We start from the raw sequence: 12,128 nt of genomic DNA, 5'->3' as shown, positions 1-12,128 counted from the left end.
CCCACATGAGCACGACCACTCAACCCGCCCAGCGGGGTTTCCTGCAGCGGATCGACCGCGAGCGGCTGGCACTGGCCATCGCGGCCCCGCTGCTGGCCATCGTCATCGCCGTGCTGCTCTGCTCGGCGCTGCTGGCCGTTGCGGGCTACGACCCGACCCAGGCCTTCAACATCATGGGCAAGTTCGCCGTCGCCTCCGACGGGCAGGTGGCGATCCTGAACAAGGCGACCACCTACTACCTCGCCGGTTGCGCGGTGGCCTTCGGCTTCCGGATGAACCTGTTCAACATCGGTGCGGACGGCCAGTACCAGCTGTCGGCGCTCTTCGTCGCCTACGTCGGCGGCACGGTGAACCTGCCTTCGTTCATCGAGATCCCGCTGCTGCTGATCGTCGCGATGCTGGTCGGCGGTGCCTGGGCGGGCGTCGCGGGTGTCCTCAAGGTCACCCGCGGGGTCAACGAGGTCATCGCGACCATCATGCTGAACGCGATCACCACCGCGATCATCGGCATGCTGCTGGTCCCCGGCATCTTCGTGCCGGGCAACGGCGGCGGCACCAGCAACACGGTGCAGACCAAGCAGATGGTGGCCTCCAGCAACTTCTTCACCATCAACACCCAGGGCGGCTCGCTCTACGGCTTCATCATCGTCGCGGCCCTGGTCGGCGTGGTGTTCCAGCTGGTGCTCACCCGGACCCGGTTCGGCTTCGACCTGCGGGCCACCGGCCGCTCCGAGTCGGCCGCGGCCGCCAGCGGTGTCAACGTCAAGCGCATGGTGCTGACCAGCATGTGCGTCTCGGGTGCGCTGGCCGGTCTGATCGGCATGCCCGACCTGCTGACCAACTCGCACTACTTCGGCCAGAACTTCCAGGCGGGCATCGGCTTCACCGGTATCGCGATCGCGCTGCTGGGCCGCAACAGCCCGCTCGGGATCGGCTTCGCGGCGCTGCTCTGGGCCTTCCTGGACGCGAGCGCGCCCACCCTGTCGGTGTCGAACTTCCCGCCGGAGATCATCAACGTCATGGAAGGCACCATCGTCATCTGCGTGGTGGTCGCCTACGAGCTGGTCCGCCGGTTCGGTCTCAAGCGTCAGCAGCAGCGGGTCGGCGCCCAGCTCGCCGCCGCCGCCGTGTCCGTCAAGAAGGAGGTGGCGGCATGAGCACCGCGACCGCATCCCGTCCCAAGCCCGCCGTCAAGGCGCCGGGCACGAGCGGTGGCAAGAAGCTCTCGCTGCCGGTCATCCTGCTGCTGATAGCCGGCGCGCTGCTGCTGCTGGCCGCCGTCGGCGCCGCCACCGGCAACCACTCGCTGACCTCCTCCGGTCAGGTCACCGGCGCGCTCGGTGCGGCGGTGCCGATCGGCATGGCCGGTCTGGGCGGTCTGTGGGCCGAGCGGGCCGGCGTGGTCAACATCGGCCTCGAAGGCATGCTGGTGGCCGGCACCTTCGCCGGCGCCTGGGTCGGCTACCTGGTCAACCCGTGGGTCGGCCTGCTGGCCGCGATCGCGGCCGGTGCCCTCGGCGGTCTGCTGCACGCGGTGATCACGGTCGGCTTCGGGGTGGACCACATCGTCTCCGGTGTCGGTATCAACCTGCTGATCCCGGGCATCTGCCTGTACGTCAACCGGATCTACTACGAGGACTACCGCGCCGCGGGTGCCGGTGCCAGCATGTCGCCGCCCACCCCCGCGCTGCCGACCATCACGGTCCCCGGGCTCTCGCCCTGGCTGAGCACGATCGAGGGCCACCACTGGTTCTTCGTCTCCGACGTCGCCGGCGTGCTGGGCGGTCTGGTCACCAACCTCTCGGTGGTCACCCTGGTGGCGGCGGCCCTGCTGGTGGGCAGCTACTTCGTGCTCTGGCGGACCACCTTCGGCCTGCGCCTGCGCTCCTGCGGCGAGAACCCGACTGCGGCCGAGTCGCTGGGCGTGAACGTCTACAAGTACAAGTACATCGCGGTGATCGCCTCCGGCGGCTTCGCGGGCCTGGGCGGCGCCTACCTGTCGATGGTCGCGGCGAGCATCTACCGGGACGGCCAGACCGGCGGCCGCGGCTACATCGGTCTCGCCGCGATGATCTTCGGCAACTGGCTGCCGGGCGGCCTGGCCACCGGTGCGGGCCTGTTCGGCTTCACCGACAGCCTCCAGCTGCGCGACCCCGACTCGGTGCACGTGCTGATCCTGGTGATCGCCCTGGTGCTGGCGCTGCTGGCGCTCTGGCAGGGCTACCGGCGCAGGTTCGTCCCCGCGGTGGGCTCGCTGGTGGCGGCTGTCGCCATGGGCGTGTGGTTCGGCACCACCGACGCGGTGCCGCGTCCGCTGATCGTGGCCACGCCGTACGTGATTACCCTGGTGGTGCTGGCGCTGTCCGCTCAGCGTCTGCGTCCGCCGAAGGCCGACGGTCAGATCTACCGCAAGGGGCAGGGCAAGTGACGAGTGCGCAGGCGTCTTCCGCTTCCGGCCCGGCCGACGGTTCGGCCGACGGCCCGGTGATCGACTGGCAGGCGCTGCGCGCGGCGGCCCGGGACGCGATGTCCCGAGCGTACGCCCCGTACAGCAAGTACCCGGTCGGTGCGGCCGCGCTCGTCGACGACGGGCGGGTGGTGACCGGCTGCAACGTGGAGAACGCCTCGTACGGCCTGGGCCTGTGCGCCGAGTGCGGCCTGGTCTCGGCGCTGGTCGCCGGCGGCGGTGGCCGACTGGTCGCGTTCTCCTGCGTGGACGGCGCCGGGCAGGCGCTGATGCCGTGCGGGCGCTGCCGCCAGCTGCTCTGGGAGCACGGCGGTGCCGAGCTCCTGGTGGACCTGCCCTCGGGGATCAAGCCGATGACCGAGGTGCTGCCGGACGCGTTCGGGCCCGAGCGGCTGTAACCCCTTCGCCGGGCGGGAATTGGTAGTAGCCGCGCATGGTGTGACGCGCGTAGAGTGGCAGGTGGGGGCGGCAGAGCAGCAGCCGCCCCCATCTTCTTTTTCTGTCTTCCGCTGCCTTCCTCTCGCAGGTTTCCCCCCCTCCTGGAGCACGCTCATGGACGTCATCTCCGTCATCACCGCCAAGCGCGACCGCCGCGAGCTGACCGATGATCAGATCGACTGGGTGATCGACGCCTACACCCGTGGTGTGGTGGCCGACGAGCAGATGTCCGCGCTGGCGATGGCCATCCTGCTGAACGGGATGAACCTGCGGGAGATCGGCCGCTGGACCGACGCGATGATCCGCTCCGGCGTCCGGATGGACTTCGCCGGCCTCGGCATGCCCACCGCCGACAAGCACTCCACCGGTGGTGTCGGCGACAAGATCACCCTCCCGCTGGCCCCGCTGGTCGCCGCCTGCGGCGCCGCCGTGCCGCAGCTGTCGGGCCGGGGCCTGGGCCACACCGGCGGCACCCTGGACAAGCTGGAGTCCATCCCCGGCTGGCGGGCGCTGCTCTCCAACGACGAGATGATGGACGTGCTGCGCCACTCGGGCGCGGTCATCTGCGCGGCCGGCGACGGCCTGGCCCCCGCCGACAAGAAGCTCTACGCGCTGCGCGACGTGACCGGCACCGTCGAGGCGATCCCGCTGATCGCCTCCTCGATCATGTCCAAGAAGATCGCCGAGGGCACCGGCGCCCTGGTGCTCGACGTCAAGGTCGGCTCCGGCGCCTTCATGAAGAACCTGGCCGACGCCCAGGAGCTGGCCCGCACCATGGTGGGCCTGGGCCGCGGCGCGGGCGTCAACACCGTCGCGCTGCTCACCGACATGTCCACCCCGCTCGGCCTGACCGCGGGCAACGCTCTGGAGGTGCGCGAGTCGGTCGAGGTGCTGGCCGGCGGCGGCCCGGCCGACGTCGTGGAGCTGACCATCGCCCTGGCCCGCGAGATGCTCGCCGCGGCCGGTGTGCAGGGCAAGGACCCGGCCGACGCGCTCAAGGACGGCTCGGCCATGGACCACTGGCGCCGCCTGATCAGCGCCCAGGGCGGCGACGTGGACGCCCCGCTCCCGGTCGCCCGCGAGCAGCACGTGATCCCGGCGCCGGCCAGCGGCGTGCTGACCGCGCTGGACGCCTACGCGGTGGGCGTCTGCGCCTGGCGCCTGGGCGCCGGCCGCGCGCGCAAGGAGGACCCGGTGCAGGCCGGCGCGGGCGTCGAGATGCACGCCAAGCCGGGCGACACGGTCACCGCCGGCCAGCCGCTGCTGACCCTGCACACGGACACCCCCGAGCGCTTCGACTACGCGATCGAGGCCCTGACCGGCGGCATCGACGTCGCCCCGCACGGCACCGAGTACACCCGCACGCCGCTGGTGCTGGACCGCATCGGCTGAGCCGGCGGACGGCGCCCGTGACGGGCGCACAGGTCGACGGGCGGTGCGCGGGGGGCGCACCGCCCGTCGTCGTTCGGCCATGCTGTCCCAGATGTACATCTGCTACATTGAAGACATGAGTGAGCCCGTGGTCGAGTCGATGGCCGAGGTGCGCAGTCATCTCGCGGACGTCATCGACCGCGCCAGTCGCGAGGACACCCCGACGATCATCACCCGGCGCGGCAAGCAGGAAGCCGTGGTGCTCGACATAAGGGAGTACCAGCGGCTGCGCGAGCTCGCCGAGCGGGCGGAGGACGCCTGGCTCGGGCGGTTGGCCGACGAAGCCGAAGTCGAGGGCAGGGAGGGGTCCGTCTCGCTCGAGGAGATGGCTGCTCTGCTCCGCGCCCACCACGCCTGATCCGCATGGGGTACGTCACGAAGTTCACCCCGCACGCCCAGCGGGACATGCTCAGGATCCCGCGCTCCGACGCTGTGCGGATCCTGCATCGCCTCACGGACCTTCAGAAGGCGCTGGACCGCGGAGAGACCGATGCGTTCGACATCAAGGCACTTCAGGGTCACAGCGCCCGGTGGCGGCTCAGGGTCGGTGACTACCGCATCGTCTACACCGTTGAGGCGGGCGAGCTGATCATCTGGGTGCTGGCCGCGGGCAACCGCCGCGAGGTGTACCGCGGCCGGTAGCAGGCTGCCCCCTGGTCCGGACGTCAGCGTTCCACCTGGAGGCTCTGGCACGTCCAGCTCAGGCGGCGGGGGCCCCAGAAGGACGGGGCCGGGTGGTAGGTGCCGTCGGAGACGGAGAGGTTGACGATCAGGTAGGCGGACCAGTCGGTGCCGACGCCCGCGCCGTCCGCGAAGCAGAGGGTGTCGCCGACGTACCAGTCGACCGAGTCGGCGCCGAACCGGGTCGAGACCTGCACGGTGGCGCCGGGGGCGACGCCGTCCGAACTGCCGTGCCAGTACGAATTGGTGCCCGCCAGGTGGTTGCTGAACTCCAGCAGGTCGGGGTGGTCGGGGTGGTACTCGAAGACGTCGACCTCGTTGTCGCCGTCGCGCCAGGTCCAGATGGCGGGCCAGGCGCCGGTGCCGGTGGGCAGCACGACCCGGGCGGTCAGCAGATCGCCGCTCCGGAGCTGGAAGCCGCCCGGACTGCCCTCGGTGGTCAGCAGGTTGCAGTTCCACAGGCGGCTGAAGAAGCCGCGGGTCGCGGTGAAGACTCCGCCCGGGCAGTAGGCGGGGACCAGCCGGTCGAGCTTGTGGTCGCCCTGGTTGGTCGGCCCCATGTTCGGATAGGCGCTGGTGCGACCCGCCACCCACTGCTCGGGCGAGGTGAAATCGGCGTCGAAGACCACGGCCATGACTGCCTCCCTGTGTGCACACGGTGATATGCCCGCGACCGGGGGCGATAACCGCTGCTGGGAGGGGGCGTGCGGTGATCGACGCCGGAAGTCGGCCGGCTCAGGACGAAGACCCCTGCGCCCTGCGGTCGATGAGCACCTGGACGCCGTCGAGGATGCGGGTCAGGCCGAAGTCGAGCGGGTCGAGGGCGGTCGGCTCGAACGCGCCCTGGGTGATGGCCGCGGTCAGGGCGGGGAACCGGTCGGCGTGACGGTCGAGCAGTTCGCCGGTCAGCCGGCCCCACTCCCGGTCGTGCTCCTCGTCGAAGTCGGCCAGCTGCTGGGCGAGGTTGCGCACCAGTCCGACGATGAGCAGGGAGACCTGGTGGCGCTCGGCGGCGGTCAGCCCGGTGGTCTCCAGGGCGCCCAGCGCGGCGTCCAGCCAGCCGAGTTGACCCGGACCCATGGCCTGGCGGCGCATCGCGGTGGCCGCGAGCAGCCAGGGGTGGGCCTGGTACACGGCCAGTGAGCGGCGGGCCCACTCGGCGAGTCCGGCCCGCCAGGCCTGCTCCACGGTGGTGAGGTCGGGGCGTTCGGCGAGGACGACGTCGACCATCAGCTCGACGAGTTCGGCCTTGCCGGGCACGTACCGGTACAGGGCCATGGCGGAGACGCCGAGTTCGGTGCCGACCCTGGTCATCGACACGGCGTCCAGGCCCTCGGCGTCGGCCAGGGCCACGGCGGCCCCGGCGATGCGGCGCGGACTGAGGGTGGGCTTGGGGCCGCGGGTGGGCTGATCCTGCTCGCCCCACAGCAGTGCGACACCGGCGTGCAGGTCGCGCGCCTTCTCCTTGCTGTCCTTGGCGGCGCCCCGGGCTGCGGCGGTCGTCTTCCAGGGCGAGCACGACGTGCTGACCCCGCCCGCGCCGGCCAGGCGGTTCTTCGACGACGTCAGCGCGCCGGTCAAGGAGTTCGCGCTGATCGAGGGCGCGAGCCACTTCGCGTCCTTCCGGCGGCCCGAGCGGTTCCTCGACCTGATGCTCACCAAGGTGCGCCCGGCGGTCACCGGCGAGCTGATCGGCCGGTAGCCGTGCCGGTGCCGGTGCCGGTGCCGGTGCCGGGCCCAGGGCCTGCCCGGTCAGGCCTGCCGTGCCAGGCCGAGCCGCACCGCCCGCTCGACCGGGGAGCAGTCGCCGTCCGGGCGCTCGAGGTCGAGCAGGCCGGTGGGCAGCAGCGGGGGCTGGGCGAGGAAGCGCGGAGTGGTGCCGTGGTGGTCCTGTGCCGCGTGGATCAGGAACGGGTGGCAGAGGTAGACGTCGCCGGCCCGACCGGTGGCCAGGGCGAGCGGCCGGTCGGGGGCGTCGAGCCGGCCCGCCTCCTGCATCGTGGTGCACAGGGAGAACAGGTCGGTGCCGCGTTCGCCGAGCGGCTCCAGGAAGGGCGGCACGTCCAGGTGGGAGCCGACCTTGATCCGGGTGGGCGCGTCGTCGGCGCCGGTGTCGGAGAAGAGGAAGAGCATCAGCAGGGCCCGGCCCCGCGAGCGCAGGTTGAGCCAGTGGCCCTGCTCGCCCTCGGGGGTGAAGCTGCCGTCCAGGTGCCACCCCGTGTCCCCGGCCTCGCCCGGGTGCGGGAAGCGGATCGGGAAGGTGCCCAGTCCCGTGCGCGGCACCCAGCGGCCCGCACCCACGAGCTGGTCGAACGCGCCGTGCAGGCGCGGCGTGGTGGCGGCCCGGGTGAACAACTCGCCGCCGTAGCCGCCGAGTCGAACGACCGGCTCGGTCCAGCCGGCCGGGTCCGCCGGGTCCAGTCCGGTCTCGCGCCACAGGAAAGCCCGGCACTCGTCGGCGAGTTCGCGCGGGAAGGCCTCGGGGAGGTGGACGTAGCCGTCGGTCACGAACCGCTCGACCTGCTCGTCACTCAAGATCGCCGTCACGGAGGCGATTCTCCGGGGCCCACCGGCGGGCGGCAACCGGGTTTCCGCCGCCGCCCCGGGCACTCGCTACGCCGTCAGCAGCCGGGCGCGCAGCTCCGCGACCAGTGCGTCGTCGGCTCCGAGGTGCGTGGTGGCGTACCCGCCCACCGAGCCGTACGTGGCCCGCAGGTCGGCCAGGAACAGGCGCATCACCTCGGCCGGCGCCCGCCCGTAGCCCGGCCAGCGCAGCGTCCGGCCCGGGTGGGCGGCCTGCCAGTCGGCGCGCAGCCGGTCGGTGGCCAGTTCGGTGAGGGCGAAGTCCGCGAGGATCTCCTCGTCCGCCACGCCGAGCAGGGCCAGCACCAGCGCCGCGAGCAGACCGGTGCGGTCCTTGCCCGACGCACAGTGGAAGACCAGCGGAGCGCTGTCCGAGGCGATGATCTCCAGGGCTTGCCGAAGCTCCTCGGCGCCGTCCAGCGCCACCTCCGCGTAGCGGTCGGCGAGGAAGCGCCACGGATCGAGGGCCGGGTCGATCTGCGCCTGGTCGTAGGGCCGGTGCTCCACGCTGAGGTTGACGTAGCCGAGGCCCATCGCCTGCGGCACCCGCCCGCGCTGCTCGATCTCCCAGGGGTAGCGCAGGTCGATCACGGTGCGCACGTCGAGGGCGAGGAAGCGGTCCCAGTCGGCGCCCCGCAGCTTGGCGAGCGAGTCCGACCGGTACAGCCGCCCCCACCGCACCGACCGCCCGTCGGCCGCCCGGTAGCCGCCCAGGTCACGGAAGTTGTGCAGTCGTTCGAACTCGATGTGCCTCATGCGCGCCACCCTAGGGCCTCCCTGGGGGCGGATCGGACGGGGTGTCAGATGCTGTCCTGACCTCCCCGCCCTCCCGGTCGGCGATCGCCTGAGTGGAGTGGTTGCGGATCTGACGGCAGCGGTCCTCGGCCGGCCGGCAGCGTACCGACCGACGCCGCACGTCGTCCGGCGTAGCTCGCGTACGCCGTCACCGCGCCGGCCAGGGCCATCGCCACGAGCCCGACGGTGGCCGCGCCCGACCAGCCGACCGCGTGGTAGGCGTCGGCGCCCACGGTGCCGCCGAGGCTGTTGCCGACGTAGTAGGCCATCAGGTAGAGCGCCGAGGCCTGGGCCCGGCCGTGCTGGGCGGTGCGGCCGACCGCCGAGGAGGCGGTGGCGTGGCCGGCGAAGAAGCCGCCGGTGATCAGCACCAGGCCGAGCAGCGCGCAGGGCAGCGAGTCGACCAGCGAGACCAGCAGGCCGGCGGTGGTCAGGCCGATCGCGACGTACAGCGCGCCGCGGCGGCCGAGCAGCGCGGTCAGGCGGCCCGCGGCGGCGGAGGTGCCGGTGCCCACCAGGTAGACGACGAAGATCGAGGCGGCCACCGACTGCGGCAGGTGGAAGGGGGCGCCGATCAGCCGGAAGCCGGCGCAGTTGTAGACGGCGCCGAAGACCGCCATGAAGAGCAGGCCGAGCGCGTACAGCCGCAGCAGCAGCGGGTTGCGCAGGTGGGCGCCGATGGTGCGGGACAGCGCGCGCGGGTCCACCGGGGTGCGGCGGAAGTGGCGGGCGGCGGGGATCAGCAGCCGGAAGGCGAGGACGGCGAGCAGCGCGAGGACGGCGGCCGAGGCCAGGCCCCAGCGCCAGCCGCCGACCGCGCCGGTCCAGCCCGCGACCAGCCGCCCGCCCATGCCGCCGATGCTGTTGCCGGCCACGTACAGACCCATCGCCGAGGGCAGCGCGCTCGGGTGCACCTCCTCGGCGAGGTAGGCCATCGCGGTCGCGGGCAGGCCGGCCAGCGCCGCACCCTGCAGGGCCCGCAGCACCACCAGCGCGCCGAGCGAGGGGGCGAAGGGCAGGGCGACGGCGATCAGCGAGGCGGCCAGCATCGAGCCGGTCATCACGGCCGTGCGCCCGTAGCGGTCGGACAGGGCGCTGGCCGGCAGCAGTGCCAGGGCCAGGCCGAGGGTGGCCGCCGAGGTGGTCCAACTCGCCTGCCCCGGCGTGATGCGCAGGTCGGTGGCGAGCAGCGGGAGCAGGCCCTGGGTCGCGTAGAGCAGCACGAAGGTGGCGACGCCGGCGGCGAAGAGCGCGAGGTTGGAGCGGCGGAACTCGCGCTGCCCGGGGCGCAGTCGCAGGTCGGCTGCGGCTGCGGCTGCGGCGGCCGAGGCGGTGGTGGCCGAGGCGGTGGCGGCTGGGGTGGGGTCTGCGGCAGGGGGAACGGCACCCGGGGCGGTGGCGGCGGATGCCTCGGTGCGGACGGGAGGCATGGGAACGACGGTAGACCCGCCGCTTTCCATGCGTCCAATGCATGAATCAGCCATAATCGATGCTGTGCCGCATGACGACGTCCCAGCCGCCCAGCTCGCCGAACTCGACCCGCAGGCCCCGGTGGTGCGGCTCGCGCCCCGGCTGGCCCAGTTCGCGGCGGTGGCCCGGCTGGAGCACGTGACCAGGGCAGCCGAGCTGCTCGGCATGCCGCAGCCCACCCTGTCGCGCGCGATCGCCCGGCTGGAGGCCGAGCTCGGGGTGGCGCTGCTGGCCCGGGAGGGACGCACGGTGCGGCTCACCCGGGCCGGACACCTGCTGCTCGGCTCGGTGGAGCGGGCGCTGGGCGAGCTGGAGCGCGGGGCGCGGGCGGTGGCGGCCGAGGCGGATCCGGCGGCGGGGCGGGTGGCGTTCGGCTTTCTCCACACCATGGGGACGGACGCGGTGCCGGGGCTGCTGCGCGGCTTCCGCGAGGACCACCCGCGGGTGCGGTTCCAGCTGGTGCAGGACTACGTCGCGGCGATGCTGGAGCGGCTGCGCGCGGGCGAGCTGGACCTGTGCCTGGTCTCGCCGCTGCCGGACGACCCGCAGCTGACCGCACGTCCGCTGGACGAGCAGGTGCTCCACCTGGTGGTTCCCGCCGACCACCGGCTCGCCGGGCGGCGCCGGATCAGGCTGGCGGAGGTGGCCCAGGAGCCGTTCGTGGCGCTGGAGCACGGCTACGGGCTGCGCCAGATCACCGACGACTTCTGCGCCGAGGCCGGGTTCACGCCGCGGATCGCCTTCGAGGGGGAGGAGGCGGAGACGCTGCGCGGGCTGGTGGCGGCCGGGCTCGGGGTGGCGCTGCTGCCGCCGGGCACCGCGCCCCGGCCGGGGGTGGTGGACCTGACGGTCACCGCGCCGCGCACCAGGCGGGCGATCGGGCTGGCCTGGGTGACGGGGCGGCCGCTGACGGCGCCGGCCGAGGCGTTCCGGCAGTTCGTGCTCTCGCGGCGGGGGCAACTGCTCGCTCAGGGGTGAGCGACGGCAGCACGGAGTGAACGAGCCCTGTGACGTGGCGAGTAGGAATCTACGCGCGTAGGGGCTACACTCCCGCAATGCAGAACCAGATCCCCGTTCCCGCGGGCACCACGGCCCCGCGTACGCCCACCGCCGACCAGATCCGCCGCGCGCCCAAGGTGCTGCTGCACGACCACCTGGACGGCGGCCTGCGCCCCGAGACCATCGTCGAACTGGCCGCCGCCTGCGGTTACGAGGGGCTTCCCACCACCGACCCGGCCGCGCTCGGCGTCTGGTTCCGCGAGGCCGCCGACTCCGGTTCGCTGGTCCGCTACCTGGAGACCTTCGCCCACACCTGCGCGGTCATGCAGACCCGCGAGGCGCTGATCAAGGTCGCCGCCGACTGCGCCGAGGACCTGGCCGCCGACGGCGTGGTCTACGCCGAGGTGCGCTACGCCCCCGAGCAGCACCTGGAGGCGGGCCTGAGCCTGGACGAGGTCGTCGCGGCCGTCAACGAGGGCTTCCGCGAGGGCGAGGCGAAGGCCCGCGCCAACGGCCACCGGATCAAGGTCGGCACCCTGCTCACCGCGATGCGGCACGCCGCCCGCTCGCAGGAGATCGCCGAGCTGGCCAACCGCTACCGCGACGCCGGCGTGGTCGGCTTCGACATCGCGGGCGCCGAGGCGGGCCACCCGCCGACCCGCCACCAGGGCGCCTTCGACTACCTCAAGGGCGAGAACAACCACTTCACCATCCACGCCGGCGAGGCCTTCGGCCTGCCCTCGATCTGGGAGGCCCTGCAGTGCTGCGGCGCCGACCGGCTCGGCCACGGCGTGCGGATCATCGACGACATCACGGTGAACGAGGACGGGACGGTCGCGCTCGGCCGCCTGGCCGCGTACGTGCGTGACAAGCGCGTCCCGCTGGAGATGTGCCCCACCTCCAACCTGCAGACGGCGGCTGCGAGTTCGTACGCCGAGCACCCGATCGGGCTGCTCAGCCGGCTGAAGTTCCGGGTCACCGTGAACACCGACAACCGGCTGATGAGCGGCACCAGCATGAGCCAGGAGTTCGAGCACCTGGTGGAGGCGTTCGGCTACTCGCTGGACGACATGCAGTGGTTCACCGTCAACGCGATGAAGTCGGCCTTCGTGCCGTTCGACGAGCGCCTCGCGATGATCAACGAGGTGATCAAGCCGGGCTACGCCGAGCTCAAGGCCGAGTGGCTGTTCGGTTCGTCGGTCTGATTCGCGACCGAGTCCGAGGAATCTGACGTTCCGTCAACTCTGGTGCACCTCAGGTCAAG

Annotated in this window: 14 protein-coding genes; 9 read left to right on the top strand and 5 right to left on the bottom strand. The window is 72.5% G+C overall.

Annotation, left to right across the window (positions count from 1 at the left end):
• Positions 1 to 5: 5 nt before the first annotated feature.
• The 6 genes from OG500_RS15600 to OG500_RS15575 all read left to right on the top strand — a co-directional run bounded on the left by OG500_RS15600 (position 6) and on the right by OG500_RS15575 (position 4,978).
• The gene (locus OG500_RS15600) at positions 6 to 1,157 is read left to right on the top strand and encodes an ABC transporter permease (protein ID WP_327067286.1); all 1,152 of its coding nucleotides are present in this window, start codon (positions 6 to 8) and stop codon (positions 1,155 to 1,157) included.
• Positions 1,154 to 2,428 carry an ABC transporter permease gene (locus OG500_RS15595; RefSeq protein ID WP_327067285.1) on the top strand — a complete coding sequence of 425 codons (1,275 nt, stop codon included), beginning with the start codon at positions 1,154 to 1,156 and terminating at the stop codon, positions 2,426 to 2,428. Before OG500_RS15600 ends, OG500_RS15595 begins: the two co-directional genes overlap by 4 nt.
• Before the next feature lie 56 nt (positions 2,429 to 2,484).
• Positions 2,485 to 2,865: a cytidine deaminase gene (locus tag OG500_RS15590; RefSeq protein WP_327071575.1), complete on the top strand. Its 381-nt coding sequence runs from the start codon at positions 2,485 to 2,487 to the stop codon at positions 2,863 to 2,865.
• Between the two features lie 154 nt (positions 2,866 to 3,019).
• Positions 3,020 to 4,297, top strand: coding sequence for a thymidine phosphorylase (locus OG500_RS15585; protein WP_327067284.1), 1,278 nt, complete (start codon positions 3,020 to 3,022; stop codon positions 4,295 to 4,297).
• A 115-nt stretch (positions 4,298 to 4,412) separates the two neighbouring features.
• The gene (locus OG500_RS15580) at positions 4,413 to 4,694 is read left to right on the top strand and encodes a type II toxin-antitoxin system Phd/YefM family antitoxin (protein WP_327067283.1); all 282 of its coding nucleotides are present in this window, start codon (positions 4,413 to 4,415) and stop codon (positions 4,692 to 4,694) included.
• A gap of 5 nt (positions 4,695 to 4,699) precedes the next feature.
• The gene (locus OG500_RS15575) at positions 4,700 to 4,978 is read left to right on the top strand and encodes a type II toxin-antitoxin system RelE family toxin (RefSeq protein WP_327067282.1); all 279 of its coding nucleotides are present in this window, start codon (positions 4,700 to 4,702) and stop codon (positions 4,976 to 4,978) included.
• 23 nt (positions 4,979 to 5,001) lie between these two features.
• Here OG500_RS15575 and OG500_RS15570 read toward each other — a convergent pair whose 3' ends face one another.
• Complete coding sequence (locus tag OG500_RS15570) at positions 5,002 to 5,652, bottom strand: beta-glucanase (RefSeq protein ID WP_327067281.1); 651 nt, start codon at positions 5,650 to 5,652, stop codon at positions 5,002 to 5,004.
• Between the two features lie 100 nt (positions 5,653 to 5,752).
• Positions 5,753 to 6,370 carry a TetR/AcrR family transcriptional regulator gene (locus OG500_RS15565; protein WP_329580763.1) on the bottom strand — a complete coding sequence of 206 codons (618 nt, stop codon included), beginning with the start codon at positions 6,368 to 6,370 and terminating at the stop codon, positions 5,753 to 5,755.
• Positions 6,371 to 6,491: 121 nt separating this feature from the next.
• On the opposite strand from OG500_RS15565, the gene OG500_RS15560 reads away from it, so the two are divergent.
• Positions 6,492 to 6,719: a hypothetical protein gene (locus OG500_RS15560; protein ID WP_329580760.1), complete on the top strand. Its 228-nt coding sequence runs from the start codon at positions 6,492 to 6,494 to the stop codon at positions 6,717 to 6,719.
• Positions 6,720 to 6,769: 50 nt separating this feature from the next.
• Here OG500_RS15560 and OG500_RS15555 read toward each other — a convergent pair whose 3' ends face one another.
• From OG500_RS15555 to OG500_RS15545, 3 genes are all read right to left on the bottom strand, one after another.
• Positions 6,770 to 7,564 (bottom strand): phytanoyl-CoA dioxygenase family protein, encoded by a 795-nt coding sequence (locus tag OG500_RS15555; protein ID WP_327067279.1) that lies wholly within the window; start codon positions 7,562 to 7,564, stop codon positions 6,770 to 6,772.
• Positions 7,565 to 7,630: 66 nt separating this feature from the next.
• On the bottom strand, positions 7,631 to 8,356 hold the full coding sequence (locus OG500_RS15550; RefSeq protein ID WP_329580756.1) for a tyrosine-protein phosphatase: 726 nt from the start codon (positions 8,354 to 8,356) through the stop codon (positions 7,631 to 7,633).
• A gap of 44 nt (positions 8,357 to 8,400) precedes the next feature.
• Entirely contained in the window at positions 8,401 to 9,825 is a 1,425-nt protein-coding gene (locus OG500_RS15545; protein WP_329580753.1) for an MFS transporter, read from the bottom strand.
• Between the two features lie 37 nt (positions 9,826 to 9,862).
• Between OG500_RS15545 and OG500_RS15540 the strand changes: the two genes are divergently transcribed.
• Together OG500_RS15540 and OG500_RS15535 are read left to right on the top strand one after the other, a co-directional pair.
• Positions 9,863 to 10,843, top strand: a complete 981-nt coding sequence (locus tag OG500_RS15540) for a LysR family transcriptional regulator (RefSeq protein WP_329580750.1) — start codon at positions 9,863 to 9,865, stop codon at positions 10,841 to 10,843.
• Positions 10,844 to 10,920: 77 nt separating this feature from the next.
• Complete coding sequence (locus OG500_RS15535) at positions 10,921 to 12,069, top strand: adenosine deaminase (RefSeq protein WP_327067275.1); 1,149 nt, start codon at positions 10,921 to 10,923, stop codon at positions 12,067 to 12,069.
• Positions 12,070 to 12,128 lie beyond the last annotated feature (59 nt).

The sequence above is a fragment of the Kitasatospora sp. NBC_01250 genome (assembly GCF_036226465.1).
Taxonomy (GTDB): Bacteria; Actinomycetota; Actinomycetes; order Streptomycetales; family Streptomycetaceae; genus Kitasatospora.
The sequence above is the reverse complement of the archived record's forward strand: the minus strand, read 5'-3'. Positions and strand labels throughout refer to the sequence as shown.

Bases quoted from the DNA above. Each gene is read 5' to 3' on its own strand.
- OG500_RS15600 (WP_327067286.1), top strand. From the start codon at position 6: ATGAGCACGACCACTCAACCCGCCCAGCGGGGTTTCCTGCAGCGGATC.
- OG500_RS15595 (WP_327067285.1), top strand. From the start codon at position 1,154: ATGAGCACCGCGACCGCATCCCGTCCCAAGCCCGCCGTCAAGGCGCCG.
- OG500_RS15585 (WP_327067284.1), top strand. From the start codon at position 3,020: ATGGACGTCATCTCCGTCATCACCGCCAAGCGCGACCGCCGCGAGCTG.
- OG500_RS15580 (WP_327067283.1), top strand. From the start codon at position 4,413: ATGAGTGAGCCCGTGGTCGAGTCGATGGCCGAGGTGCGCAGTCATCTC.
- OG500_RS15575 (WP_327067282.1), top strand. From the start codon at position 4,700: ATGGGGTACGTCACGAAGTTCACCCCGCACGCCCAGCGGGACATGCTC.
- OG500_RS15570 (WP_327067281.1), bottom strand. From the start codon at position 5,652: ATGGCCGTGGTCTTCGACGCCGATTTCACCTCGCCCGAGCAGTGGGTG.
- OG500_RS15550 (WP_329580756.1), bottom strand. From the start codon at position 8,356: ATGAGGCACATCGAGTTCGAACGACTGCACAACTTCCGTGACCTGGGC.
- OG500_RS15545 (WP_329580753.1), bottom strand. From the start codon at position 9,825: ATGCCTCCCGTCCGCACCGAGGCATCCGCCGCCACCGCCCCGGGTGCC.
- OG500_RS15540 (WP_329580750.1), top strand. From the start codon at position 9,863: ATGCATGAATCAGCCATAATCGATGCTGTGCCGCATGACGACGTCCCA.
- OG500_RS15535 (WP_327067275.1), top strand. From the start codon at position 10,921: ATGCAGAACCAGATCCCCGTTCCCGCGGGCACCACGGCCCCGCGTACG.